The 23370-nt window shown below is 65.1% G+C and carries 23 protein-coding genes; 8 read left to right on the top strand and 15 right to left on the bottom strand.

Annotation, left to right across the window (positions count from 1 at the left end):
• Positions 1–108 precede the first annotated feature (108 nt).
• A complete protein-coding gene (gene ptsP, locus LB526_RS24635) occupies positions 109–2379 on the bottom strand; it encodes a phosphoenolpyruvate--protein phosphotransferase (RefSeq protein ID WP_140632771.1) in 2271 nt (756 codons plus the stop codon).
• A gap of 83 nt (positions 2380–2462) precedes the next feature.
• Positions 2463–3716: an aspartate kinase gene (locus tag LB526_RS24630; protein ID WP_140847379.1), complete on the bottom strand. Its 1254-nt coding sequence runs from the start codon at positions 3714–3716 to the stop codon at positions 2463–2465.
• A gap of 213 nt (positions 3717–3929) precedes the next feature.
• On the opposite strand from LB526_RS24630, the gene LB526_RS24625 reads away from it, so the two are divergent.
• Positions 3930–4226, top strand: coding sequence for an antibiotic biosynthesis monooxygenase family protein (locus LB526_RS24625; protein ID WP_224630106.1), 297 nt, complete (start codon positions 3930–3932; stop codon positions 4224–4226).
• A 30-nt stretch (positions 4227–4256) separates the two neighbouring features.
• On the opposite strand, the gene LB526_RS24620 is transcribed toward LB526_RS24625, so the two are convergent.
• Positions 4257–4814, bottom strand: a complete 558-nt coding sequence (locus LB526_RS24620; protein WP_224630105.1) for a putative glycolipid-binding domain-containing protein — start codon at positions 4812–4814, stop codon at positions 4257–4259.
• Positions 4815–5058: 244 nt separating this feature from the next.
• On the opposite strand from LB526_RS24620, the gene ubiG reads away from it, so the two are divergent.
• On the top strand, positions 5059–5808 hold the full coding sequence (gene ubiG, locus LB526_RS24615) for a bifunctional 2-polyprenyl-6-hydroxyphenol methylase/3-demethylubiquinol 3-O-methyltransferase UbiG (RefSeq protein WP_224630104.1): 750 nt from the start codon (positions 5059–5061) through the stop codon (positions 5806–5808).
• A 157-nt stretch (positions 5809–5965) separates the two neighbouring features.
• Here ubiG and LB526_RS24610 read toward each other — a convergent pair whose 3' ends face one another.
• Positions 5966–6898 carry a DMT family transporter gene (locus LB526_RS24610; RefSeq protein ID WP_224630103.1) on the bottom strand — a complete coding sequence of 311 codons (933 nt, stop codon included), beginning with the start codon at positions 6896–6898 and terminating at the stop codon, positions 5966–5968.
• A gap of 99 nt (positions 6899–6997) precedes the next feature.
• Between LB526_RS24610 and LB526_RS24605 the strand changes: the two genes are divergently transcribed.
• The gene (locus tag LB526_RS24605; protein WP_224630102.1) at positions 6998–7495 is read left to right on the top strand and encodes a MarR family winged helix-turn-helix transcriptional regulator; all 498 of its coding nucleotides are present in this window, start codon (positions 6998–7000) and stop codon (positions 7493–7495) included.
• Between the two features lie 180 nt (positions 7496–7675).
• On the opposite strand, the gene LB526_RS24600 is transcribed toward LB526_RS24605, so the two are convergent.
• The 4 genes from LB526_RS24600 to LB526_RS24585 form a co-directional block, all read right to left on the bottom strand.
• Positions 7676–8101 (bottom strand): DUF1178 family protein, encoded by a 426-nt coding sequence (locus tag LB526_RS24600; RefSeq protein ID WP_140692522.1) that lies wholly within the window; start codon positions 8099–8101, stop codon positions 7676–7678.
• Positions 8098–8964 (bottom strand): carbon-nitrogen hydrolase family protein, encoded by an 867-nt coding sequence (locus LB526_RS24595; protein WP_224532535.1) that lies wholly within the window; start codon positions 8962–8964, stop codon positions 8098–8100. The genes LB526_RS24600 and LB526_RS24595 overlap by 4 nt, the downstream gene beginning before the upstream one ends.
• A gap of 2 nt (positions 8965–8966) precedes the next feature.
• Entirely contained in the window at positions 8967–9236 is a 270-nt protein-coding gene (gene grxC, locus LB526_RS24590) for a glutaredoxin 3 (RefSeq protein ID WP_140543583.1), read from the bottom strand.
• A gap of 74 nt (positions 9237–9310) precedes the next feature.
• Positions 9311–10111: a ComF family protein gene (locus tag LB526_RS24585; protein WP_224532536.1), complete on the bottom strand. Its 801-nt coding sequence runs from the start codon at positions 10109–10111 to the stop codon at positions 9311–9313.
• 65 nt (positions 10112–10176) lie between these two features.
• On the opposite strand from LB526_RS24585, the gene LB526_RS24580 reads away from it, so the two are divergent.
• Positions 10177–11049: a methyltransferase domain-containing protein gene (locus LB526_RS24580; RefSeq protein ID WP_224532537.1), complete on the top strand. Its 873-nt coding sequence runs from the start codon at positions 10177–10179 to the stop codon at positions 11047–11049.
• An 18-nt stretch (positions 11050–11067) separates the two neighbouring features.
• Here LB526_RS24580 and LB526_RS24575 read toward each other — a convergent pair whose 3' ends face one another.
• The 5 genes from LB526_RS24575 to argJ form a co-directional block, all read right to left on the bottom strand.
• On the bottom strand, positions 11068–11247 hold the full coding sequence (locus LB526_RS24575; protein ID WP_140847402.1) for a Flp family type IVb pilin: 180 nt from the start codon (positions 11245–11247) through the stop codon (positions 11068–11070).
• Between the two features lie 111 nt (positions 11248–11358).
• Positions 11359–11679: a hypothetical protein gene (locus tag LB526_RS24570; protein WP_224630101.1), complete on the bottom strand. Its 321-nt coding sequence runs from the start codon at positions 11677–11679 to the stop codon at positions 11359–11361.
• 165 nt (positions 11680–11844) lie between these two features.
• Entirely contained in the window at positions 11845–12267 is a 423-nt protein-coding gene (locus tag LB526_RS24565; protein ID WP_224630100.1) for a (deoxy)nucleoside triphosphate pyrophosphohydrolase, read from the bottom strand.
• A complete protein-coding gene (locus LB526_RS24560) occupies positions 12264–13043 on the bottom strand; it encodes a GNAT family N-acetyltransferase (RefSeq protein ID WP_224630099.1) in 780 nt (259 codons plus the stop codon). Before LB526_RS24560 ends, LB526_RS24565 begins: the two co-directional genes overlap by 4 nt.
• The gene (gene argJ, locus LB526_RS24555; RefSeq protein ID WP_224630098.1) at positions 13043–14284 is read right to left on the bottom strand and encodes a bifunctional glutamate N-acetyltransferase/amino-acid acetyltransferase ArgJ; all 1242 of its coding nucleotides are present in this window, start codon (positions 14282–14284) and stop codon (positions 13043–13045) included. Before argJ ends, LB526_RS24560 begins: the two co-directional genes overlap by 1 nt.
• Positions 14285–14475: 191 nt before the next feature.
• On the opposite strand from argJ, the gene LB526_RS24550 reads away from it, so the two are divergent.
• Positions 14476–15069, top strand: a complete 594-nt coding sequence (locus tag LB526_RS24550; protein ID WP_224630097.1) for a TetR/AcrR family transcriptional regulator — start codon at positions 14476–14478, stop codon at positions 15067–15069.
• A gap of 60 nt (positions 15070–15129) precedes the next feature.
• On the opposite strand, the gene LB526_RS24545 is transcribed toward LB526_RS24550, so the two are convergent.
• Positions 15130–16044, bottom strand: a complete 915-nt coding sequence (locus tag LB526_RS24545) for a peptidylprolyl isomerase (protein ID WP_224630096.1) — start codon at positions 16042–16044, stop codon at positions 15130–15132.
• 263 nt (positions 16045–16307) lie between these two features.
• Between LB526_RS24545 and secA the strand changes: the two genes are divergently transcribed.
• Positions 16308–19040, top strand: a complete 2733-nt coding sequence (gene secA / locus LB526_RS24540; RefSeq protein WP_140847412.1) for a preprotein translocase subunit SecA — start codon at positions 16308–16310, stop codon at positions 19038–19040.
• A gap of 101 nt (positions 19041–19141) precedes the next feature.
• Here secA and LB526_RS24535 read toward each other — a convergent pair whose 3' ends face one another.
• Positions 19142–21727 carry a helix-turn-helix transcriptional regulator gene (locus tag LB526_RS24535; protein WP_224630152.1) on the bottom strand — a complete coding sequence of 862 codons (2586 nt, stop codon included), beginning with the start codon at positions 21725–21727 and terminating at the stop codon, positions 19142–19144.
• Between the two features lie 243 nt (positions 21728–21970).
• On the opposite strand from LB526_RS24535, the gene LB526_RS24530 reads away from it, so the two are divergent.
• Positions 21971–22243 carry a DUF4242 domain-containing protein gene (locus LB526_RS24530; protein WP_095767571.1) on the top strand — a complete coding sequence of 91 codons (273 nt, stop codon included), beginning with the start codon at positions 21971–21973 and terminating at the stop codon, positions 22241–22243.
• Positions 22244–22761: 518 nt separating this feature from the next.
• Entirely contained in the window at positions 22762–23214 is a 453-nt protein-coding gene (locus LB526_RS24525; protein ID WP_224546250.1) for a hypothetical protein, read from the top strand.
• Positions 23215–23370 lie beyond the last annotated feature (156 nt).

Below are 23370 nucleotides of genomic sequence, written 5' to 3'. Positions count from 1 at the left end.
GGCGAGCCGAAAATGGGGAGTTTCGAAAACCGGAGCAGAATGTACATTTAGGTACATGAGCACCGGAAGCGCAGAAAATCGCCATTTGCAGACCGCCCTCACGTGAATCTAGAGCGGAATCGAGCGATCGTCTGCAAAGGCCTGTAGCAAGGCTCGCATCGGCAATTTCTGGCTGGGCGCCATTAGATTGTCGTCGAAAAAGGCCTTCAGTTCCTGCAGCGGCAGCTCGGTGAGCATCGCCTTGACCGGGCCGATGGATGCCGGCGACATGGAGATCGAGCGGAAGCCGAGACCGATCAGCGCCATGGCCGAGATCGGCTTGCCGGCCAGCTCGCCGCAGAGCGTCACCGGGGTGTCGTTGCGCACGCCGGCATCGGCAATCGTCTTCAGCACCCGCAGAAACGGCGTCGACAGGTTGTCGAAGCGGTCGGCGAGCTGGGTGTTGCCGCGATCGACGGCCATGACGAACTGGAAGAGGTCGTTGGAGCCGACCGAAACGAAATCCACCGCCTTCATCAATTCGTCGAGCTGGAACAGCAGCGACGGCACTTCCAGCATCGCGCCGAGCTTGAGGCTGGTGGGCAGGTGATGCGCGAAGCGCGACAAATGCCGGACCTCGCGGTCGATGATCTCGCGCGCCTGCGCGATTTCCGACAGCTCGGTCACCATCGGCAGCATCAGCTTCAGCTCGCGGCCGCCGCTGGCCTTAAGCAGCGCCCGTATCTGAGTCCTGAGCAGGCCGGGACGGTCGAGGGTGAGCCGGATCGCCCGCCAGCCCAGCGCCGGGTTCTCTTCCTGCACCGCGCCCTTGAAATAGGGCAGCACCTTGTCGCCGCCGATGTCGATGGTGCGGAAGGTGACCGGCTTGCCGCGCGCCGCCTCGAGCACGTCGCGGTAAAGCCGTTCCTGCGCCTCGGCGCGGGGAAAGGTCGAGGCGACCATGAACTGCAATTCGGTGCGGAACAGGCCGATGCCGGCGGCGCCCGATTCGGTCAGCTGCGGCAGGTCGACGGCCAGGCCCGCATTCATCAGCAGATCGACCGGAACGCCGTCCTTGGTCAGCGACGGCTTCTTGCGCAGCTCGCGATAGACTTCCTGCCGCCGCGCCCTGAAGCGGACTTTTTCGGCATAGGCGGCTTCCAGGTCGGATTGCGGCCTGAGATGGATGGTGCCTTCCTCGCCGTCGACGATGATGGCGTCGCCGTTTTCCGCCATGGAAACGGCGCCCTTCATTTGTCCGGCGACGGGAATGCCCATGGCGCGCGCGACGATCACGACATGGCTGGTGGCGGCGCCATCCTCCAGCACCAGGCCGCGCAGCTTGTCCCGCGGATAGTCGAGCAGCTCGGCCGCGCCCATCGAGCGGGCGACGATGATGGCGTCCTTGGGCAGCGAGGCCGCGACATCTTCCGGACCGCGTCCCATCAACTGGCGCAGCAGCCGGTTGGCGAGGTCGTCGAAATCGCTCATCCGCTCGCGCAGATAAGGGTCGGTCATGTGGAGCATGCGCGCGCGCATGTCGCTCTGCACCTTTTCGACGGCGGCTTCCGCCGTCAGGCCGTTGCGGATCGCCTCTTCCAGCCGCCGCACCCAACCGCTGTCGTTGGCGAACATGCGATAGGCCTCGAGCACCTCGCGGTGCTCGCCCTCGAACGCGACCTCGCGCCGCTCCAGCATGTCGTCGATGGAGAGCCGGAGCGAGCCGAGTGAGGACTGCAACCGGCGCACCTCCTCCTCGCTGTCCTCGTTGAAGAGGTTGGTGACGACGATGCGCGGCTCGTGCAGCACGACATGGCCGAGCCCGACGCCCTCATTGAAGGAAAGGCCGGTGAAGCTCACCGGGCGGCGCAGGTCGAGTTCCAGCCCCGGCTTGGTCAGGCGGGCGAGATCGCCGGTGGCGATCATCTCGGCGATCACCATCGCCGTCGTTTCCAGCGCCTCGACCTCGTCGTCGCGGTAATGGCGCATGGTCTTGTTCTGCACCACCAGCACGCCTAGCGTGCGCCCTGCCCGCAGCACCGGCACGCCGAGGAAGGAGTTGTAGATTTCTTCGCCCGTCTCCGGCAGGTAGGCGAAAGCCGGATGCTCCTGCGCATTCGATAGATTGAGCGGTCGCGCGCTGGCGGCGATCGTGCCGACCAGGCCCTGCCCGAGCCGCAGCTGCGCCAGATGGACGGCGTTGGGGTTCAAACCTTCGGTGGCGTAGAGCTCGAGCACCGAATCCGCGCGCAGCACATAGAGCGAGCAGACTTCGGCGACCATGTTGGAGGCGATGTCGCGCACGATGCGGTCGAGCCGCTCCTGCGGCTCCAGCGGCTCCTGCATGAGCTCGCGAAGCCGTTTGAGCAGAACGCGCGGGCCACTGGCCGTATCACGCATCGCGGCTTGTTCTCCAATGGGCATTTCGCCCGCCGCAGTTTCTCCCGCGGCCGGCGTTCACGCAACAACTGACTCAGTTCTTGCTATTGCTTATCGAGCCCGTAGACGGAATGCAAAGTACGAACTGCAAGTTCCGTATAGGGACCGTCGATCAGTATCGAGATTTTGATCTCGGAAGTGGTGATGGCGCGGATGTTGATCGCCTTGTCGGCCAGCGCCTTGAAGGCGGTGGCGGCGACGCCGGCGTGGCTGCGCATGCCGATGCCGATGACCGAGACCTTCGACATGCCGGCTTCCGACTGGACGACATCGTAGCCGACATCGGGTTTCAGCCTCTCCAGCACGGCAAGCGCCTTGTCGACGTCGCCGGACGGCACGGTGAAGGTCATATCGGTGAACTTGCCGTCCTCGGAGATGTTCTGGACGATCATGTCGACATTGATGTTGGCTTCGGCCAGCGGGCCGAAGATGCCGGCGGCAACGCCTGGACGGTCGCCGACGCGGCGCAGCGAGATCTGCGCTTCGTCCTTGGCGTAGGCAATTCCGGTGACGACCTGCTGTTCCACGATCTCTTCCTCGTCGCAAATAAGCGTTCCGGGCGGATTGAGCAAATCCCCCATTCCGGGCGCGTCGGGATCGTCGAAGGACGACCGCACGAAGGTACGCACCCTGTGTACCATGGCAAGCTCGACCGAGCGCACTTGCAGCACCTTGGCGCCGAGCGAAGCCATTTCGAGCATTTCCTCAAACGAAATCTTGGCCAGCCGACGGGCTTTCGGCTCGATACGAGGGTCGGTCGTATAGACGCCGTCGACATCGGTATAGATGTCGCAACGGTCGGCCTTGACCGCCGCCGCGATCGCCACGGCGCTGGTGTCGGAGCCGCCGCGGCCGAGCGTCGATATGCGGTTGTCCGGGCCGATGCCCTGGAAACCGGCGATGACGGCCACCTGGCCCTCGCCGAAGCGCTTGATCAGGAAGGCGCCGTCGATATCGAGGATGCGTGCCGCGCCATGCGCGTTGTCGGTCTTGATCGGGATCTGCCAGCCCTGCCAGGACCGTGCATGGATGCCCATGTTCTGCAGCGTGATCGCCAGGAGACCGGCCGTGACCTGCTCGCCCGACGCGACAACGGCGTCATATTCGCGCGCGTCGTGCATGGGCGAGGCTTCGCGGGTCCAGCCGACCAGCTCGTTGGTCTTGCCGGCCATCGCCGAGACCACCACGGCAACCTCGTGGCCGGCATCGACCTCGCGTTTGACATGGCGCGCCACGTTGCGGATGCGGGCGATGTCGGCGACCGAGGTTCCGCCGAATTTCATCACGATACGCGCCATGGAAGCGAAATGCCTTTGACTGAAGCCGGCTCGAGCCCGGAACGAGAGGAAACGCCGGGTAAGCCCGGCGCCGGAATGCGCGGCCTCCTTAGCCAAAACAGCAACGCTTCGCAAGCGAGCGCGGCCAAGAGCGGCCCGGCACCGTCTATCCTGACAGAATCTTGTCGCCGATCATGCCATAAGACCGACGAAACGGCCCGTTGGGAGATTGTTATGACCGAAACCCTGGAAATCGTCACCTTCCGCCTCAAGCCCGGCGCCGAAGCCGGCTTTGTCGCCAGCAACGGCGTCATCACTGACTGGCTCGCCGGGCAGCCAGGCTTCCTCAGCCGGCATCTCGGCCGGCGCGAGGACGGAAGCTGGGTGGATGTGGTGCGCTGGCAGAGCATGGAACAGGCCCAGGCGGCGGCCGACCGCATCATGGCCGAGATCGGCGGCAGCGAAGCCGTGCAGGCGATCGAGCCGGCCAGCGTCGCCATGAACCACGCAACGATCGCGCTGTCGCGTTGATCACGACATTGCCGGTCGCGCGCTCGCGGCTCAGGTAGCGCTTCGCCACAGACCGGGATAGTCGAGAACGAAACCGGCCGGCGAGACCGTCAGGACAGCATCGTAGCCGTACACGGGTGCGGCATAAGCATAGCGGCTGTCGTCGAGCCGCCGGTAGGTCTGTTCGAGACGCGAGACCCTGAGTTCAGGAAAGGCCAGATAGGCGGCCGGCGCCGGCGCCGCCACGCCGTCGCCAAGCTCGAGCCGACGGATCGCCAGAAGATTGGTGGCGGGCGTGAAGCCGAGATCGACGTCGACGAGGCCGGCAACCTCCGCCTGGCTTGCGCCGTTCAGCAGCCACTGGCCGTCGGCAAGACGTTCAATCCGATAATGCATCTCCCGCATGCCGCAAAAGCCGTCGACCCGCGCCCTGCGGGTACGCCAGCTCAGGTCGCAATCCACCTCATAGGCAAGGCCGCACGGACCGGCGTCGTGGACGAAAAGCGCATGGCCTTTGAGGGTCCGGCCATCATCTGTCTCGCCAAGCAGGCAAGCGTCGTGCCCCTCCAGGTCGAGCCGTTGCCAAAGGATCGAAGCCAGAATTCGCATTTTCGCACACTCCCGTCTCGGTCTCGCTCCCTGTCCATGACAGCTTTTCGTTCGCCCATCCGATTTGTTTCGGCAGCGCGGCAACCAAGCTGCCAGGCGCTGACAGAACGCGGCCTGATCCATCGACATGGTTGGGCTTGCCGGCGCCCTGATGCCAGCGGCAAAAAACCCGCCTTGACATTCCCTCCCCCGCGCCCGACTTCCTAGCGTTCCCCGACTTCTTGGCGTTCGAGGAGACCCGCCTATGCCAGAGCCCCGCCGATCGACCATCGATGCCGGAGAAGTGGAACGCTTCTCCGCCCTTGCCGCCGAATGGTGGAACCCGAACGGCAAGTTCCGTCCGCTGCACAAGTTCAATCCGGTGCGGCTTGCCTATATCCGCGATCAGGTTGCGGCCCGTTTCGGCCGCGATCCGCGCGCGGCGCGGCCTTTCGATGGCCTGCGCTTCCTCGATATCGGCTGCGGCGGCGGTTTGCTGTGCGAGCCTATGGCCAGGCTTGGCGCCGAAGTGGTCGGCGCCGATGCTTCCGCAACCAACATCGAAGTGGCGAAGCTGCACGCGGCGGAAGCCGGCGTCAGCGTCGACTACCGCGCCACCACGGCCGAGGCGCTGGCCGATGCCGGCGAGACCTTCGACGTCATCCTGAACATGGAAGTGGTCGAGCATGTCGCCGATGTCGAGCTGTTCGTGGCCAAATGCGGCCAGATGGTCCGCCCCGGCGGCATCATGTTCGTCGCCACCATCAACCGCACGCTGAAGGCGCTCGGCCTTGCCATCATCGGCGCCGAATATCTGCTGCGCTGGCTGCCGCGCGGCACGCATCAGTTCGGCAAGCTGGTCCGCCCGGAGGAGCTGGCGAAGGCGCTGGGCGCCGCCGGGCTCACGGTGATCGACCGCACCGGCGTCATCTATCATCCGCTGGCCGACCGCTGGCAGAAGTCCAGGGACATGGACGTCAACTACATGGTGTTGGCGGAGAAAGCTTCGGTCTGAACGGCGGCAAGCCGGACCGCCCGCCTCACGCCTCCAGTGGCCGGCGGCAACGAGAACTAGAGCGTTTCACCGTTTCACGGAAACGGCGAACCGCTCTATCTCTTCGTTTTGGCGCAATTCCGGACGGAAAACCGCTCACATTTTTCCTGGAATTGCTCTAGCTGCGGGACGCCGCCGGCTCGACCCGGACCGGCGCCGGCGCGCCGGTCTGGCTTTGCGCCTTGGTCGTGATGAAGACGCCGACGGTGATGATGGCGGCGCCCAGCCAGGTCAGAAGCTGGTAGTGCTCGCCGAGGAAGATCGTGCCGGCGAACAGGCCGACGGCCGCCGCCACATAGCCGATCTGGCTGAGATAGACCGGCCCGCCGACCGCCTGCAGGCGGAAGAAGAAGGCGAACATCGCCGAGGCCGACGCTACCTGGCCGACGACCACGAGCGGCACGCCGCCGAGCGGAATGAAGGCTTGCCCGCCCAGAAGCGTCAAAATGCCGATGAGGAGCAGCGTGGCCGAGGCCAGATGGCTGCCGACCGCAAGTTCGATCGGGCCGGTGCCTTGCGGCCAGTCGACGGTGCGGTAGATGTTGCCGGCGGCAAGGCTGACCGGGATGAGCAGCCCGATCGCCACCCAGAAATAGTCGGCCGGCTGCCCTGCCTCGCCGCGCGTCAGCGCGACCATCGCCGCGCCGACAAAGCCGACGGCGATGCCGATGACCCCGAGCAGATTGGGGCGCCTGACACCGAGCACGATCGAGAACACCAGCGTGATCACCGGCGACAGGGTGAACATGATGCCGGTGTAACCGGCGCCGAGATGCGGGATGGCCGAGAACATCAAAAGATTGGGAATGGCGTAGGAAATCGCCGCGGTGACGAAGAAATAGCGCAGCTTGTGCGGCGTCAGCCGGATGCGCTCGCCGCGCAGCAGAAGCGCCAGAAACAGCACGCCGCCTGCGCCCAGCGAGATGACGAAGGCCCAGACCATGGCCGGCACCCCGGCGGCGGTGGCGAGCTTGCCGAACGGCAGCGTCATGCCCAGCAGGCCGCCCGTCACGACCAGAAGCCAAATCGCTGAATCCCAGAGAAATCTCATTGGTTCGTCCTGTCCCTGCGAGACCGCTTGGCGGCCAGTTCTTGTTGCAGTAAGATAATGCTAAGATTCTTTATGTCAAGATACTTTATGGTGAGCAACATGGATCGAGCAGGCAAAGCCATGGAACAGTGGCGACGGGAGCGACCGGACCTCGACGTGTCGCCGATGGGCGTCATCGGGCGGCTGAACGAGGTCTCGGCGCTCATCGCGCGCGACCGCCTGGCGCCGGTCTTCGCCCGCTTCGGGCTGCAGTCCGGCGAATTCGATGTGCTGGCGACGCTGCGCCGTTCCGGCGCTCCCTACGCGCTGACGCCGACCGAGCTTTACGAGGCGACGATGGTGACGTCGGGCGCCATGACCGCGCGCCTCGACCGGCTGGAGAAGGCCAGCCTAATCCAGCGCGCGCCGCATCCCAACGACCGGCGCGGTGTGGTGGTGCAATTGACCGGGAAAGGGCTCGAGCTCATCAACGAAGCGCTTGCCGCCCACGTCGCCAACGAGCACGAAATCCTCGCCGGCCTGACACGCGAGGATCGGGAAATGCTGGCGAAACTGCTGGAAAAACTGATCGGAAGCTTGGGCCAAACCTCTGCCTAGCGTATGCCTCCTGCTTTCCACCTTCGTGAACTTGCGCCAAGGTGTGTTGAGATTCAGGTCAGGCCGAGCCGAGAATGGTGGCTTACGAGAACCGGAGCGGAGCGTACTTAAAGTACGTGAGCACCGGAAGCCCAGGAAGCCGCCATTCGCAGGCCGGCATCACCTGAATATCGACACACCTCAGTTCCGGTCGTCCGGAAAGCTCGGAATCGGCATGAACTCGACGCCGTCCTCGACGAGGCTCTGCGCCTCTTCCGGCGTCGCTTCGCCGTAGATGCCACGTGGATCGGTCTCGCCAAAATGGATCTTGCGCGCTTCCTCGGCGAACTTGTCGCCGACATAGTCGGCATTTTCGCGTACCTTCTCGGCCAGTGCCTTGAGCTGCGCCAGCGCCTGCTTCTGCGCCTCGCCGATGGCCAAAGCGACCTTCTCTCGGCTGCGGGACGTTGAGACGGCCGGCGCCATCAACGCCTTCTCTATCCTGTGCGAGCCGCAGCGCGGGCAATCGACGAAACCGCGCTTCTTCTGGGTGTCGAAGTCGTCATTGCTGCGGAACCAGGCTTCGAATTCGTGCTCGTGTTCGCAGATCAGGGAAAAACGGATCAAGAGGCGGCACCCCTGAAACGCGGCGCTTCGCTTGTCCCGGCATTGACGGTGAAATCCCGCGCGTTCTTCAGATTGGGGATCTTGCGGCGCGCGGCAAGCGACTGCGCCGGATCGATCTCGGCGACGATCACGCCGGGCTCGTCATGCGCGGCCTCGGCGACGATGCGCCCCCACGGATCGACAATCAGCGAATGGCCATAAGTTTCGCGTCCGTCCTCATGCAGGCCGCCCTGCGCGGCGGCGACGACATAGGCGCCGTTCTCAATGGCGCGGGCGCGCAACAGCACATGCCAATGCGCCTCGCCGGTCTGGCGCGTGAAAGCGGCCGGCACCGTCAGCACCTCGGCCCCGGCCATCGCCTCGGCGCGAAACAGCTGCGGAAAGCGCAGGTCGTAGCACACCGCGAAGCCCAGCCTCGTCCCCTCGATATCGGTCACGACCGCTTCCGTTCCCGGCTCGTAGGAGGCGGATTCACGCCAGCTCTCGCCATTGTCGAGGTCGACATCGAACATATGGATCTTGTCGTAACCGGCAATAAGGGCCCCGTCGGGCGAGAACAGGAACGCGCGGTTGGCGAGCTTGCCGTCGGCGCGCAGAATCGCCGTCGAGCCGACATGCAGATGAATGCCGAGCTCCTTCGCCAGCCTGCGCGCGGTCGCGACGACCACGTCCTTGTCTTCGATGGTGAAGGCGGCCGCCCCCGCCTGCTTGTCGCGGATCAGCGCACCGGTCATTTCCGGCGTCTGGACGTAGGTGGCACCCTGGTGTGCAGCATCGCGGACCAGTCTTTCCATGTCGGCCGCATTGCGCTCCGGGCTGGTCCCCGAACGCATCTGCACCGCCGCCGCCTTGAAAGCACCCATGATCAAGCCCTCGCTTCGTTGGCAAGCAGCACGTCCAGCCGCCCCTGCGACTCCAATTCATGGAGATCGTCGCAGCCGCCGACATGCGTGTCGCCGATGAATATCTGCGGAAAAGTGGTGCGCCCATGTGCCCGTGAAATCATTTCCTGGCGCAATTTCGGCGAGAATGAAGCGTCGTGCTCGGTATAGGTCACACCCTTGCGCTCGAGCAACCGCTTGGCGGCCGTGCAATAGCCGCACATCATGCGCGTATAGATCGTCACATCGACCATCAGCAAAATCCTGCTTGTGCACATCGCCCGACGCTTGTGCGTAAACGACCTGCACCGAAACAACAACTTAAGCACTATATAGTTGCAGACTCATCGGCTCGGAAGTCCCCCGGCAGAACGCGCGCGAAGGTCAGCACGTCGACCGCTCCGGCGCCGCCTTTCTTCAGCGCCTTGGCGACGGCCCGCACCGTTGCGCCGGTGGTATAGACATCGTCGACCACGAGCACCCGGCGCCCCGCTATCTCGATTTCAGCGTCCGGCGGCACGCGAAACGCGGCGCGCACATTCTCCTCGCGCTCGTGCCGTTCGAGCCCGACCTGCTGGCGCGTCAACTTCACGCGCCTGACCACGGATGGCGAGAAGGGCAGCCCGCCGAGCTTTGAAACGGCCCGACCGAGTTCCGCGGACTGGTTGAACTGGCGCCGGAAGAAGCGCCGCCAGTGCAACGGCACCGGCACGACTAGGTCGGCCTCCGCAATCAGCTCGGCGCCGGCCCGCATCATCCAGTTCGCCATCCAGGGCGCTAGGTCGGTTCGGTCCTGATATTTCAGCCCCTGCACCATCTGCCGCGCGACACCCGAATAGAGGACGGCGGCCCGCGCCCGCTCGAAGGGCGGCGGATCGGCGATCGCCTCGGCGGAAAGAAACCCCTCGCCCATGTCGTGCGTGAAGGGCGTGCCCATCACCGGGCACCAGGGTTTTTCCAGCAGCCTAAGCTTCGGCCAGCAGGCGCCGCACAGCACGCCGGGTTGCGACACATGACGACGGCAGCCGGCGCAAACCGGCGGAAACAACAGCCGCGCCGGCCAGGCCAGTGCCTGCCGCGTCATATCCTGGACCGCTGTGGTCTTGATCTTGTGCACCGGATCGGCCACGTGAAAGGAAACCCCGCGCCACCTTAACACCACTCCGGCACGCGCGGACAACAGGAAGCTTTTCATTGCAGCCCTTGATCGACACCGAGCTCTGGCTCGCTCGCAAGCGCCGGGCACTCGCGCGCCCCGTCGAAGGCGCCGATTTCCTGATGCGCCGCGCCGCAGAGGACCTTGTCGACCGGCTGGGCGCCGTCGAACGCCGCTTCGGCAAGGCGGCCGCGCTGTTCTGCCAGACTTCAGCGGCCGTGGACGTGCTTGCCGGCAGCGGCAAGGTCGGCGAAATCGTGCGCGTCGAGATGGACGAAGCGCTTCTGGCCGGCGGCACCGGCCTGGTAGCGCCGCCTGAGACCGTGCCGTTCGAGGAGGCCAGCCTCGATCTCGTCGTCTCCCTGCTCTCGATGCATGCGATGAACGACATTCCCGGCGTGCTTGCGCAAATCCGCCGGGCGCTGCGACCGGACGGGCTTTTCCTCGGCGCTCTTGCCGGCGCGGGCACATTGGCGGAATTGCGCGAGAGCATGCTGGCGGCCGAGACGGAGCTTTACGGCGGCGCAAGCCCGCGCATCCTTCCCTTCACCGACGTGCGCGACGCCGGCGCGCTGTTGCAGCGCGCCGGCCTGGCCTTGCCGGTCGCCGATGTCGAAACGGTCGCGGTGCGCTACGACACGCTGTTCGACCTCGCCGCCGACCTGCGCGCCATGGGCGAAACAAACGCGCTCGTCGATCGCAGCCGCAGGCCGGCCGGCAGACGGCTTTTTGCCCGCGCCGCGGAGCTCTACGCCGAACGGTTCGCGGATCCGGATGGCCGTATCCGCGCGAGTTTTTCGATTGTCTGGATGTCCGGCTGGGCGCCCGACGCCTCGCAGCAAAAGCCGCTCAAGCCGGGATCCGGCAAGGTCTCGCTCAAGGCGGTCCTGGAGAACCCGTCCAGGACCTGAGCGCCGCCCGTGATGCCGTCAGTGAGCGAAGGCGTTGGCAAGCTTGCTGTTGTTGTCGGTGAACAGCCACACCAGCCCGTCTGCCGCCTGTTTGACCCCGGCAACGATGGCCAGCGACAACACCGCGACGATCAGACCATATTCGACGGCCGTAGCGCCCGTTTCGTCTTGGATGAATTGCTGCAGCAGGTTTTTCATGATCATCGATCCCTCATGCAGAAACTCTAATGTCTTACCCGTTAAGAAAGGTTAACGGCAAAAGCTTAACAGCGAGTGAAACGCCGCCGCGCCGGAAAATCATTAACCAAGTCAGCACTCGCCGCTGCGGCTGCCGTCGTTGCGGATGACGCAGATTGAACTGGGCAAGGGCTGCAGCACGCTGCGGCGCACCGTATATGTATTGGGGCGATGGCCGATCGATCCGGTCGCGGTCATGTCGAGCCCGCCCGCGAAGCCGTCGCGAACGCTCTGCGGCCGGGCCTGGTTGTCCAGGAAAGGCGTTGCGATCAGCGCCAGCGCCACCGCCGCCGAGCCGAAGAGAAGCGTGATCCGCAGGATGCCGATGCCGGCGTCCACCGCGCGAAATCCCCGGTCGGGCCGGATCGAATCCCAGTCTCTTTCAAGGCTCATGCCGTGTTTCCCAGTCATCGACGATATCGCCGCGCGAAACGGCCTCACGCAATTTTTCACGTCGGGATAAATCTTCCATTAACGCTGACTAAACCAGCTCCCGGAAACGTGCGGAAACACTCGGCCGCCCGGGAAACGCCGACCTGCCGCCAAGTCGGCGCGAAACTACAAAAGGTCGATGAGGAACTGGATCAGCGGCGCGTCGGCCGGCGGCATCGGATAGTCGCGCATCTGCCGCGGCCTGACCCATTTGAGCCCCTGTCCTTCCCTGGCCTGCGCGATCCCGCGAAAGCGGCGGCAGACATAGAGCGGCATCAGGAGATGGAAATCGTCATAGGAATGGCTGGCGAAGGTGAGCGGCGCCAGGCATGGGATCTCGGTCTCGATGCCGAGTTCCTCATGCAACTCGCGCACCAGGCACTCCTCCGGCGTCTCGCCGGGCTCGACCTTGCCGCCTGGAAACTCCCACAGGCCGGCAAGCTGCTTGCCCTGCGGGCGCTGCGCCAGAAGCACGCGCCGGTCGGTATCGACCAGCGCGCAGGCGGCGACCAGCAGCAGTCGCTTTCCGGCCGGCTTGACCTCGCTCATGCGCCAGGCGGCCGACGATAGTGGTAGCGATAGACTTCCTCGAAGCCGAGCGACCGGTAGAGCGAGAGCGCCGGCAGATTGCCGGCCTCGACCTGCAGCCAGGCCTCGCGCGCGCCGCGCAGCCGTGCCCATTTCAGCGCCGACAGGATGAGATTGCGGCCATGGCCCTTCTTGCGCGCCGACTTTTCGGTGGCGACCTCGAACAGACCCGCGAGATCGCCGTCATGAACGCAGATCAGCGTCGCCAGCGGCTCGTTGCCGTCCTCGAGCGCGAACAGCCCCGCTTCCGGCTGGATGGCGCCGATGACCTCGGACAGGCCGGGCCGCAGCGAGGCGTCCGAGCCGCTCGTCCTCAGCGAAGCGCCGATGAAACGGCTGATGTCCTTGAGCGGAATCTGGTCCATGGCCGCGCCAAGCTCGACCTCCTTCAGCGGCAACCGCATCACCAGGGATTCGTCGAACATGTTCCAGCCGGCCCTGTCGAGATGCGTGGACAAGACCTGTCCCGACAGCGGCGACATGCGAAAGGTGAGCGGCCTGCCATAGGCGTCGAAGCGTCTTGCAGCGCGGCCGATGCGCTCTTCGATGGCGTGCGTGTCGCCCGGATCGAGCGGATTGACGGAGTTGAGGCGCTTGGCGGGGAGACCTGCGGTTAGCCGCACGACCCAGGTCCCGTCATAATGGACGGCGGCCGCCGGCCAGGCGCGAAAACCCGCCGCCTCGTAGCGACGCACAACCGCGAGCACGCTTGCCGGATGCCTCGACACCGGCGCCATCAGCTCCGGTAATCGCCATTGATGGCGACATATTCCTTGGTGAGGTCGCAGGTCCACACCGTCGCCTTGCCGCGGCCGATGCCGAGATCGGCGCGGATGCGGATATCGTCGCGCTTCATATAGGCCGAGGTCGCTTCCTCCGAATAGGCCGGGTCGCGCTCGCCCTCATGCGCCAGGCGGTTGTCGCCGAACCAGATCGACAGCCGGTCGCGGTCGGCCGGCTCGCCGGCCTTGCCGACGGCCATGACCACTCGGCCCCAATTGGCGTCCTCGCCGGCGACGGCCGTCTTGACCAGAGGCGAATTGGCGATCGAGAGCGCGATGCGCTTGGCCGAGCGGGCGGACTTCGCGCCGGTGACGGTGACCTCGACCTGCTTGCGCGCGCCCTCGCCGTCGCGCACCACCTGCAGCGCCAGCGACTTCAGCACCTTGCCGAGCGCCCGGCGGAAGGCGCCGAGCCGCGCGTCCTTGGGATCGCCGATCGCCGGCGCGCCGCGCGCCGCGGCCTTGCCGGTGGCGAAGAAGAGCAGCGTGTCGCTGGTCGAGGTGTCGCTGTCGACGGTCACCGCATTGAAGGTCTTGGCCGTGCCGCGCGACAGCAGGTCCTGCAGCACGGGAGCCGCGATCGGCGCGTCGGTGGCGATGAAGGAGAGCATCGTCGCCATGTCGGGCGCTATCATGCCGGCGCCCTTAGCGATGCCGTTGATGGTGACGTCGGTGTCGCCGAGCTTGACCGTAGCCGTCGCCACCTTCGGATAGGTGTCCGTGGTCATGATCGCCTTGGCCGCCTCGGTCCACTGATCCGGCCTGCCGTCCTTGATCAGGCCGGCGAGCAGATGGCTGAATCTGGTCGTGTCGAGCGGCTCGCCGATGACGCCGGTCGAGGCCAGGAACACCTCGCTCTCGGAGCATCCGGCGGCCTTCGCCGCCGCCTCGCCGGTCAGCGCGGTCGAAGCCTGGCCCTTCTTGCCGGTGAAGGCGTTGGCATTGCCGGAATTGACCACCAGAACACGCGCCTTGCCGGCAGGCAGGTTCTGACGGCAGAAGTCGACCGGCGCCGACGGGCATTTCGACTTGGTGAACACGCCGGCGACAGCCGTGCCCGGATCGAAGGCCATGGCCAGCAGGTCGGTTCTGTTGCGGTACTTGATGCCGGCTTCGGCGGTCGCGATGCGCACACCCTCGATGACCGGCATCTTCGGATATTTCTTCGGTGCGAGCGGCGAAATCGTAGCAGACATCGGTATCCCGGAGCGGCAAGAACACGAAAGGAAGGAAGCCGGTTTGCCCGATAGCGCGCGCCGGCGCAAGAGGCGTTCTGGCCGCGCCTTGCCGGCTTGGCCGGCGGCCTTGCAATTGGAAACACGTCGTTTCGTTTCGTCGCCGAAGCCAATATGATCGGCAGCAGATTCACCGGCCAAGGAAGACCTCGATGGGCGAAGCCGCCGCTCGCGGGCGCAAGTCGATCGGCGCAAAACGCAGTCCCGAGAGCGCCGATGCCATCCTCAACGCCGCCGAGGCGGTGTTGCGCGAGGCGGGCTATGCCGGATTCTCGATCGAGGCCGTCGCCCGGCGGGCGCGGGCGGGAAAACCGACCATCTATCGCTGGTGGCCGAGCAAGGCGGCCCTGCTGATCGAGATATACCAGCGGCAGAAGCGCGTCGAGACGCCCGACACCGGAAACGTCGAGGACGATCTGGCCGGCTTCCTTGAGAACCTGTTCGCGCATTGGCGCGACACCCCGTCGGGCAACATCTTCCGCTCGCTGATCGCAGAGGCGCAGTCGGACGAGACGGCGGCGGCCGCGCTTGCCGAATATTCAAAAGGACGCCGCAGCCATACCGGCCGGATGATCGAGCGCGCCAAGGCGCGCGGCGAGGTGGCGGCCGATGTCGATGCCGGGATCGTGGCCGACCTGGTCGCTTCTTTCGCCTGGCGGCATCTGCTGACCGAACGGCTCGACGAGGACAAGGCGGCGATCCGCGCCGCCATTCGCTACATCACGCGGGGCATAATGAACGCTTGACCCCCGAAAACGAAAGGGCGCCCTCGGGCGCCCTTTCAGAATTATCCAGCCGCAAGCGGATTACTTGCCGGCTTCCAGCGTGTCGATGTCCTTCTTGAGCTTCTCGTCCGGGATCTCGACCTTGGCGGCCGCACGCAGCTCCTTGACCATGGCGAAATACTTGTCGCGGATCACCGCCTGCTTGGCCTGGTCCTTGACGTCGTCGAAGGCCGGCGGCTGCTTGGCGCGCTTGTCCTCGACCTTGATGACATGCCAGCCGAACTGCGACTGCACCGGCTCCTTCGAATATTTGCCGACGTCGAGCGCGAACGCCGCCTTGTCGAATTCCGGCACCATCTGCCCCGGGCCGAACCAGCCGAGATCGCCGCCGCTGGTCTTGCCGCTCGGGTCGCTGGTGTGTTCGTTGGCGAGCTTCTGGAAATCGGCGCCGCCGTCGAGCTGCTTGATGATCGCCTCAGCCTCTTCCTTCGTCTTCACGAGGATGTGACGGGCATGGATTTCGTTGACCGGCGGCGTGTTGGCGATCTCCTGGTCATAGCGGGCGCGCACTTCGGCGTCCGTCACCTTGTCGACCACTTCCTTCTCGACGACCTCGCCATGCAGGGCTCGTGCCTGCAGGAAAGCCATGCGACGCTGGAAGTCGGCGTCCTTATCGAGGCCGCTGTCGACGGCCTTCTTGGCCATGACGCGGATTTCGATCGCCGCTGAGAGGGCCGCCGCGCGGCGCTGTTCAGGCGGCAGTTGCGCGAACTGCTGCGACAGTTCGCCTTCGGCGAGCCGAAGATCGGCCTCGGTCAGCTTCTCGCCGTTGACGGTGGCGATCACGGCATTGGGATCGACCGGCTTCGCGGGCGCAGCGGGCGCGGCGGCATCCGGCTTGGTTTCCTGCGCCATCAGCGGCGACAGGCAAAGGGCCGAGAGCCCGAAGGCCAGACCGAGACTGGCGAGCGAGGCGCGGCGGATCGACAGGGACATCAAGATAAACTCCAATGGGGATTGCCAATAAGGATCGCGTGAGCGGAAGGGTTCCAGATCAGTCGAATTGTGGCGGAATTTGGCGCTGCCGATAGGGCTAACGCGGCGTTGACATCGATTGAGCCCCCTCTTATCTGTCCAACGACTTGGCGTCCAGAACCGTTTTCCGGGCGCTTTTTGCGTTTGTCCGCACTCACGCGGATTTGATGGGCCCGCCAGGTGCCTGTCGCAAACGGCTAAATTGCTATCGAAAGGGCCATTGGATGGTCAGTCTCGGCGGTCTCGCCCGTAAGGTTTTCGGTTCTTCCAACGACCGCCGCGTCAAGTCGACCCGGCCAAGGGTCGAAGCCATCAACGCCATGGAAAACGAGATGCGGGCGCTTTCCGATGCCGAGCTCGCGGGGCGCACGGAAAAGTTCCGCCAGGATCTCGCCAACGGCGCTGCGCTCGACGATCTCTTGGTTCCGGCCTTCGCCACGGTGCGCGAGGCCGCCCGCCGCGTGCTTGGCATGCGTCCTTTTGACGTGCAATTGATCGGTGGCATGGTGCTGCACAATGGCGGCATCGCCGAGATGCGCACCGGCGAGGGCAAGACGCTGGTCGCCACCTTGCCGGTTTACCTCAATGCGCTCGCCGGCAAGGGCGTGCATGTTGTCACCGTCAACGACTATCTCGCCAAGCGCGACGCCGAATGGATGGGCCGCGTCTACAAATTCCTCGGCCTCAACGTCGGCGTCATCGTCCACGGCCTTTCCGACGAGGAACGCCGTGAGGCCTACGCCTGCGACGTCACCTATGCCACCAACAACGAGCTCGGCTTCGACTATCTGCGCGACAACATGAAGTATGAGCGCTCGCAGATGGTGCAGCGTGGACACTCGTACGCCATCGTCGACGAGGTCGATTCCATCCTGGTCGACGAAGCGCGCACGCCGCTGATCATTTCCGGTCCGCTCGAAGACCGCTCGGAAATGTACAACACCATCGACACCTTCATGCTGAAGCTCGGCCCGGCCGACTATGAGGTCGACGAGAAGCAGAAGACGACGATCTTCACCGAGGACGGCACCGAGAAGCTGGAAAACATGCTGCGCGACGCCGGCCTGTTGAAGGGCGAGTCGCTCTATGACGTCGAGAACGTCGCCATCGTCCATCACGTCAACAACGCGCTGAAGGCGCACCTGTTGTTCCAGAAGGACAGGGACTACATCGTGCGCAATGGCGAGATCGTCATCATCGACGAGTTCACCGGCCGCATGATGCCGGGCCGCCGCTATTCGGAAGGCCTGCACCAGGCGCTCGAGGCCAAGGAGCACGTGCAGATCCAGCCCGAGAACCAGACGCTGGCCTCCGTCACCTTCCAGAACTATTTCCGCCTCTACAAGAAGCTTGCCGGCATGACCGGCACGGCGCTGACCGAGGCGGAGGAATTCGGCAACATCTACGGCCTCGAGGTCACCGAAATCCCGACCAACCTGCCGGTCATTCGCAAGGATGAGGACGATGAGGTCTACCGGACGGTCGAGGAGAAGTACAAGGCGATCGTCAGGGAAATCCGCGAAGCCAGCGCCAAGGGCCAGCCGACGCTGGTCGGCACCACCTCGATCGAAAAATCCGAGCAGCTGGCCGAGCGCCTGCGCAAGGACGGCTTCAAGGACTTCGAAGTGCTGAACGCCCGTCACCACGAGCGCGAGGCGGCCATCGTCGCCCAGGCCGGCAAGCCCGGCGCCATCACCATCGCCACCAACATGGCCGGCCGCGGCACCGACATCAAGCTCGGCGGCAATGCCGAGATGCGCATCGCGGAGGAACTTGGAGACATGCCCGAGGGCCCCGAGCGCGAGGCCAGGGAAAGGGAAATCCACGCCGACGTCGAGCGCCTGAGGGAAAAGGCGCTGGCCGCCGGCGGCCTCTATGTTCTGGCCACCGAACGCCACGAATCGCGCCGCATCGACAACCAGCTTAGAGGTCGTTCGGGAAGACAGGGCGATCCCGGACGGTCGAAATTCTTCCTGTCGCTGCAGGACGACCTGATGCGCATCTTCGGCTCCGAGCGCATGGACGGCATGCTGCAGAAGCTCGGCCTCAAGGAAGACGAGGCGATCATCCATCCCTGGATCAACAAGGCGCTCGAGAAAGCGCAAAAGAAGGTCGAGGCGCGCAACTTCGACATCCGCAAGAACCTCCTGAAATATGACGACGTTGCCAACGACCAGCGCAAGGCGGTGTTCCAGCGGCGCATCGAGCTGATGGACGGAGAAGGTCTCGCCGAAACCATTGCCGAGATGCGCGAAGGCGTCATCGAGGAGATCGTCGCCAAGAACATCCCCGAAAACGCCTATGCCGAGCAGTGGAACGTTGCCGGTCTCAAGGAGGAAGTGGCGCAGTACCTCAACCTCGACCTGCCGGTCGAGGAATGGGTCAAGGAAGAAGGTATCGCCGAGGATGACATTCGCGAGCGCATCACGGCCGCCGCCGACGCCGCCGCCAAGGAGCGCGCCGACCGCTTCGGCCCCGATGTGATGAACTATGTCGAACGCTCGGTGGTGCTGCAGACGCTCGACCATCTGTGGCGCGAGCACATCGTCAATCTCGACCATCTGCGCTCGGTCGTCGGCTTCCGCGGCTACGCCCAGCGCGACCCGCTGCAGGAATACAAGAGCGAGGCCTTCGAGCTGTTCCAGGCCATGCTCGGCAATCTGGAGCAGGCCGTCACCGCACAGCTGATGCGCGTCGAGCTGGTGCGCCAGGCGGCCGATGCGCCGCCGCCTGAAGCGCCCGAGATGTTCGGCAGCCATATCGACGGCTCCACCGGCGAGGATGATTTCCAGGGCGGCGAGACCGCGCTTCTGGTGCGTCAGGACACCAACGCCGTCGTCGCACCGGAAAACCGCGATCCGAAGAACCCCGCGAGCTGGGGCAAGGTCGGCCGCAACGAGCTCTGCCCTTGCGGCTCCGGCAAGAAGTACAAGCACTGCCACGGCACGTTCGCCTGACGCCTATTTCCTTCTCCTCGTTCAACGGGGAGAAGGTGCCCAAGGGCGGATGAGAGGCAGCGCCGGGGCCGGCGGTTTCCTTCAGGCGCAGAAAACAAGCCTCACACCAGACCCGACGCGCGCGCCGCGGCAGCCGCCTCGCCGCGCGAGATGACTTCCAGCTTCTCCAGCACGGCCGAAACGTGGTGATCGACCGTCTTGGGCGAAATGGTCAGATGCGCGGCGATCTTCTTGTTGGAAAAGCCTCGCTCGAGAAGTTCCAGGACTTCCATCTGGCGCTGCGTGAGGCCGGCCTGGTTGGCGCGCGTCGCCTGTCGCGGCCCTCTCGCGATGTGACTGACGCCGCTTTCCCGCATGAGGCTGCGCGCCTGCTGCGCGACCGCCCTCGCGCCAAGGTCCTCGAAAATGGCGAGCGCCTCGCGCTGCGCCGCTTCGTCGCCGAGCAGCAAGGCCATTGCCTGTTCGAAAGGCGCCCCCATTTCGGCCCACAGCCTGGCGGCGGCGCGCCAGTCGCCCGTCAGTTGCAGGCGGTGCGGCTCCGCCATGCCGTCCGTGTCGCCGGCTTCGGATCCCGGCGACAACAGTTCCCGCCAGGTTGCAAGTTCGCCGAACACGGCCGGCGTTGGCGCGAGATTTTCGGCAACCGCGATCAGGCGCAAGGCTTCCTGCCTGTCGGCTTGTCCAAGCCAGGCCGATTCGGCCAGCACCTGGGCAAACGCCACCAGGCGCTGCAGCTCCATGCCCTTGTCCAGGAACCGCCTCATCTCTTCGACGATCGGCTCGGCCGACGGGTCGCCGCGGCGGATGCGCAATCGTGCCAGAGCCACCAGCGACGGATAGCGCACCAGCGGCGTCGTTGCATCGTCGTCGACAACCTCATGCGCCATCGTCGCGGCGTCGTTCCACAAGCCGCGGCGAAGCAAAAGCTGCGCCTGCACGCCGCGCATGTAGTCGCGCCATGTCGCGAGATCGTTCTCGACGCAATAGCCGATGCCGCGATCCAGGAACGACGCCGCCTCCTTGAAGTTGAGCCTGTTCATCTCGACGCAGGCGCAATTCGTGAAGGCGCGCGCCGCATGCTCCTGGTAGTTGCCCGACAGCGCAATCCCGAGGCTGCGGGCGAGATCGCGCCGCCCCTTGGCAAAATCCAGCCATTGTCCGGCGGCGCCGACATTGTTCAGCGCATGACATAGAATGTCCGCCCGGTTGAGCCGCTCCGCCAGCTCGACCGCCTTGCCGCCGAGCGAAAGCGCGTCCTCGAGCCGCTCGGCCAGCATCGCCAGTTGCGAGAGGTTCGAATAAGCCATCGCCAGCTCGGCGCTGTCGGGCGCGGTCTCCAGAAGCCCCACGGCCTGCTCTCCGAAACGGTCCGCTGCCTCGCGATCGCCGAGCAGATAGGCAAAGCGCGACAGGCATCTGAGGCTGTCGCCTTCCTTGAGCCGGTCGCCCAGCGCCTGGCGCAGCTGGCGCGCCCGGCCCTGCGCTTCCATCGCCGTGTCGACGCGGCCGATCAGGTGGCACTCGAACGCATGGCCTTCGTAAAGCTCCGCCTGCTTCTCGATCGGCAGAGTATCGGCGTAGCGCAGGGCGACCTCGTAATAGCCCGCCGCATCGCGATGCGCGCCGACGCGGGATGCCTCCCGCGCGGCAACCGGCGCCAGCTCGCGCACCACATCCAGGCTTTGCGCTTCGACGGCATGATGCACCAGTCTTGCGGTGGCGACTTGCGGATTTTCCCGTAACGCCGCCAGCGCGCGCTCATTGTACTCGCGTCGTTTGCTGGGCGTCAGCGCCATCTCGATGGCCGTGCGGGCGATCTCGTGCCGGAAAGCATAGCCATCGCCGAAATCCTCGAGCAGGCCGTTGGCGACGCATTCGGCGAGCTGGCCGGCGGCGGCGATCCCGCAAAGGCCGCTCAGCGCCCAGGCATCGGCGCGGCGCGGAAACACCGAGACTGCGTCGAGCATCGAGCGGGCGCCGGGCGACAATCTTTCGGCGCGCGCCAGCACGGCGTCGCGGACGCTCGCCGGCAACGCGCCATCGACCGCGGCGGCGAGCAGCTCGGTGACGAAGAAGGCGTTTCCCGCCGTTGCGCGGTAGATCGCGTCGCCGTCGCGCGCGGCCGCCGCGGCGAGCGAGAGCACCGCGCTTTCGCTGAGCAGCGGCACTTCTATGCGTTGGATGTTGCCGGCCGGTATCTCGCCGAGCGCCCGGCGCACGCGCATCTGTCCTTCGCTGCGGTCGGTGCGCGCCGTGATCAGAAGCAGGATGTGCGTGTTTGCAATGCGCCGGCCGAGGAAACGCACGAAATCGAGCGTAGCGTCATCGGCCCAGTGCAGGTCCTCGATGACGAGTAGGCAAGGACCTTTCGCCTCGAAGACGTCGAGCGCCTCGGAAAACAAGGGCAGCCGCTGCACCTGGCGGTCGTCGATCGCTCGCGGCGGCTCCCACTGCGCCTCGCGCGCCAGATCGTAAAGCGGCCCCAGGGGATCGGGAATGGAGAGATCCTCGCAGGCGCTGCGAAGCACGATCAGCCCCTCGCCCAAGCGGCTTGCGAACGCCTCGGCCAGCGCCGTCTTGCCGGCGCCGGCTTCCCCCGACAGGACCACGACGCGGCCGCGCCCGCCTGTTGCATCTGCCAGCAAGGCATCCATTTGCTGCAGTTGCGTCTGCCGCTCCAGAAGCATCGTCACTCTCTCGCGAAACCAGAATTTTCCATCGTGGCGGCCGCCGCCGCGATAGCGTGGGAAACGGCACAGAAATGTGACTTTCCACACATTGAGGTGCCATCTTCCACATAAAACGTCGCAAAGATAGGGAATCGTCCCGGCCAATATGGGGAATGGCTCCGATGCGCGCCTTCCGCGAAGGTGATTTCTGCTGGGTCGCGCTTGAACCGAGCGCAATTCACCAATGAAAGGAAACCGATCGTGCCTCGTTACCTGATTGAACGTACCTTCCCCGATGGGCTTCACGTGCCGATGAACGATGCCGGCGCAACCGCGATGGGCGGCGTCATCGCCCGCAACGCCGAGAAAGGCGTCACCTGGGTGCAATCCTTCGTCTCGCCGGACAAGAGCAAGAGCTTCTGCATTTACGATGCGCCCTCGCCGGAGGCGATCCGCAGCACCGCGCAGAAGAATTCGCTTCCCGTCGACAAGATCACGGAGGTCCGGGTCCTCGACCCCTACTTTTATCGCTGATCGGGCAGACCATGTCGGGCAGACCATACCCGTCGCCGGCGGACCTGACGCCGTGCCAGAGGACGAGGCCGTATCCGCCGCGGCGGACATCGTCCCGCCACGGCGCGGCTTCATGCGACGGGCTGTGTCGGCGTTGCTTTCGCCCCTGCGAAGCCGGCGACGCCTTCTGCCGCCGCAGGACGACTACCTGAGACGCGACATCGGCCTGCACGAGCGGGAAAACCCGCGCGAATACTGGGAATATTGGTGGCATCACAGCTGATCCCGCACCGGGCGATTCCAGGAAGACTGCGCAGCGGTTTTCCGTCCGGAATTGCGCAAAACAAAGACTTGGAGCGGTTCGTTCGGTGAACCGCTCTGGTCGGGATCAGCGACCATCCTTTTTAGCGACAGCGCCGCCGGCGTTCGGAGTTGGCCTTTACCGGCCGACTGCCGCCGCTTGCGCGCCTCAATTGGAGAGACAAATGAACATTCAGATCTTAATCAAATGCGTCATCGGCGCTTCTACCTCGATCATCATGCTGATAGCGGGCGCGGCCACGGCCGAAACCGTCAATCCGCTCGCCGAAAAAGTGCGAGCGCTGGACAGCCGCTTCGAGGATGTCGCCGTGGCGAAAGCCGAAGGCTACGCGCCGATCCCCTGCGCCAGCGGCCTCACCGGCGGCGCCATGGGCATCCACTACGTCAACGCCGCCTATCTGAAGGACGACGCCGTCGACGTCGCCAAGCCGGAAGCCGTGATGTACGAGCCGATGGCCGACGGCACGCTGAAGCTGATCGCGGTCGAATACATCACCGCGAAGGGCCCGGCCTCGCTCGAAGGCCATCTGTTCAACTTCAACACCGCGCCCAACCGCTACGGCCTCGGCCCGTTCTACGAGCTGCATGTCTGGGCCTGGAAGCAGAACCCCACCGGCGCCTTCGCCGACATGAACCCGAATGTGTCCTGCGACGCCATGCAGGGGATGTGAGCAGCGCTCTAGCCTTCTCCCCTTGTGGGAGAAGGTGGATCGGCGCGATAGCGCCGAGACGGATGAGGGGTGTTCCAGCGGAGTGAGAGGTCTGCGTTCCCTGGAACACCCCTCATCCGTCGCCTTCGGCGACACCTTCTCCCGCAAGGGGAGAAG

The sequence above is a fragment of the Mesorhizobium sp. CA6 genome (assembly GCF_020165035.1).
Lineage (GTDB): Bacteria > Pseudomonadota > Alphaproteobacteria > Rhizobiales > Rhizobiaceae > Mesorhizobium.
The sequence above is the reverse complement of the archived record's forward strand: the minus strand, read 5'-3'. Positions and strand labels throughout refer to the sequence as shown.

Excerpts from the sequence above, each read along its gene's own strand:
- ubiG (WP_224630104.1), top strand. The coding sequence starts at position 5,059 with ATGCCAGAGCCCCGCCGATCGACCATCGATGCCGGAGAAGTGGAACGC.
- LB526_RS24630 (WP_140847379.1), bottom strand. The coding sequence starts at position 3,716 with ATGGCGCGTATCGTGATGAAATTCGGCGGAACCTCGGTCGCCGACATC.
- LB526_RS24545 (WP_224630096.1), bottom strand. The coding sequence starts at position 16,044 with ATGTCCCTGTCGATCCGCCGCGCCTCGCTCGCCAGTCTCGGTCTGGCC.
- LB526_RS24550 (WP_224630097.1), top strand. The coding sequence starts at position 14,476 with ATGGGCGAAGCCGCCGCTCGCGGGCGCAAGTCGATCGGCGCAAAACGC.
- LB526_RS24575 (WP_140847402.1), bottom strand. The coding sequence starts at position 11,247 with ATGAAAAACCTGCTGCAGCAATTCATCCAAGACGAAACGGGCGCTACG.
- grxC (WP_140543583.1), bottom strand. The coding sequence starts at position 9,236 with ATGGTCGATGTGACGATCTATACGCGCATGATGTGCGGCTATTGCACG.
- ptsP (WP_140632771.1), bottom strand. The coding sequence starts at position 2,379 with ATGCGTGATACGGCCAGTGGCCCGCGCGTTCTGCTCAAACGGCTTCGC.
- LB526_RS24525 (WP_224546250.1), top strand. The coding sequence starts at position 22,762 with ATGCTGATAGCGGGCGCGGCCACGGCCGAAACCGTCAATCCGCTCGCC.
- LB526_RS24620 (WP_224630105.1), bottom strand. The coding sequence starts at position 4,814 with ATGCGAATTCTGGCTTCGATCCTTTGGCAACGGCTCGACCTGGAGGGG.
- LB526_RS24625 (WP_224630106.1), top strand. The coding sequence starts at position 3,930 with ATGACCGAAACCCTGGAAATCGTCACCTTCCGCCTCAAGCCCGGCGCC.
- argJ (WP_224630098.1), bottom strand. The coding sequence starts at position 14,284 with ATGTCTGCTACGATTTCGCCGCTCGCACCGAAGAAATATCCGAAGATG.
- LB526_RS24560 (WP_224630099.1), bottom strand. The coding sequence starts at position 13,043 with ATGGCGCCGGTGTCGAGGCATCCGGCAAGCGTGCTCGCGGTTGTGCGT.
- LB526_RS24610 (WP_224630103.1), bottom strand. The coding sequence starts at position 6,898 with ATGAGATTTCTCTGGGATTCAGCGATTTGGCTTCTGGTCGTGACGGGC.
- LB526_RS24605 (WP_224630102.1), top strand. The coding sequence starts at position 6,998 with ATGGATCGAGCAGGCAAAGCCATGGAACAGTGGCGACGGGAGCGACCG.
- LB526_RS24570 (WP_224630101.1), bottom strand. The coding sequence starts at position 11,679 with ATGAGCCTTGAAAGAGACTGGGATTCGATCCGGCCCGACCGGGGATTT.
- secA (WP_140847412.1), top strand. The coding sequence starts at position 16,308 with ATGGTCAGTCTCGGCGGTCTCGCCCGTAAGGTTTTCGGTTCTTCCAAC.
- LB526_RS24565 (WP_224630100.1), bottom strand. The coding sequence starts at position 12,267 with ATGAGCGAGGTCAAGCCGGCCGGAAAGCGACTGCTGCTGGTCGCCGCC.
- LB526_RS24595 (WP_224532535.1), bottom strand. The coding sequence starts at position 8,964 with ATGGGTGCTTTCAAGGCGGCGGCGGTGCAGATGCGTTCGGGGACCAGC.
- LB526_RS24535 (WP_224630152.1), bottom strand. The coding sequence starts at position 21,727 with ATGCTTCTGGAGCGGCAGACGCAACTGCAGCAAATGGATGCCTTGCTG.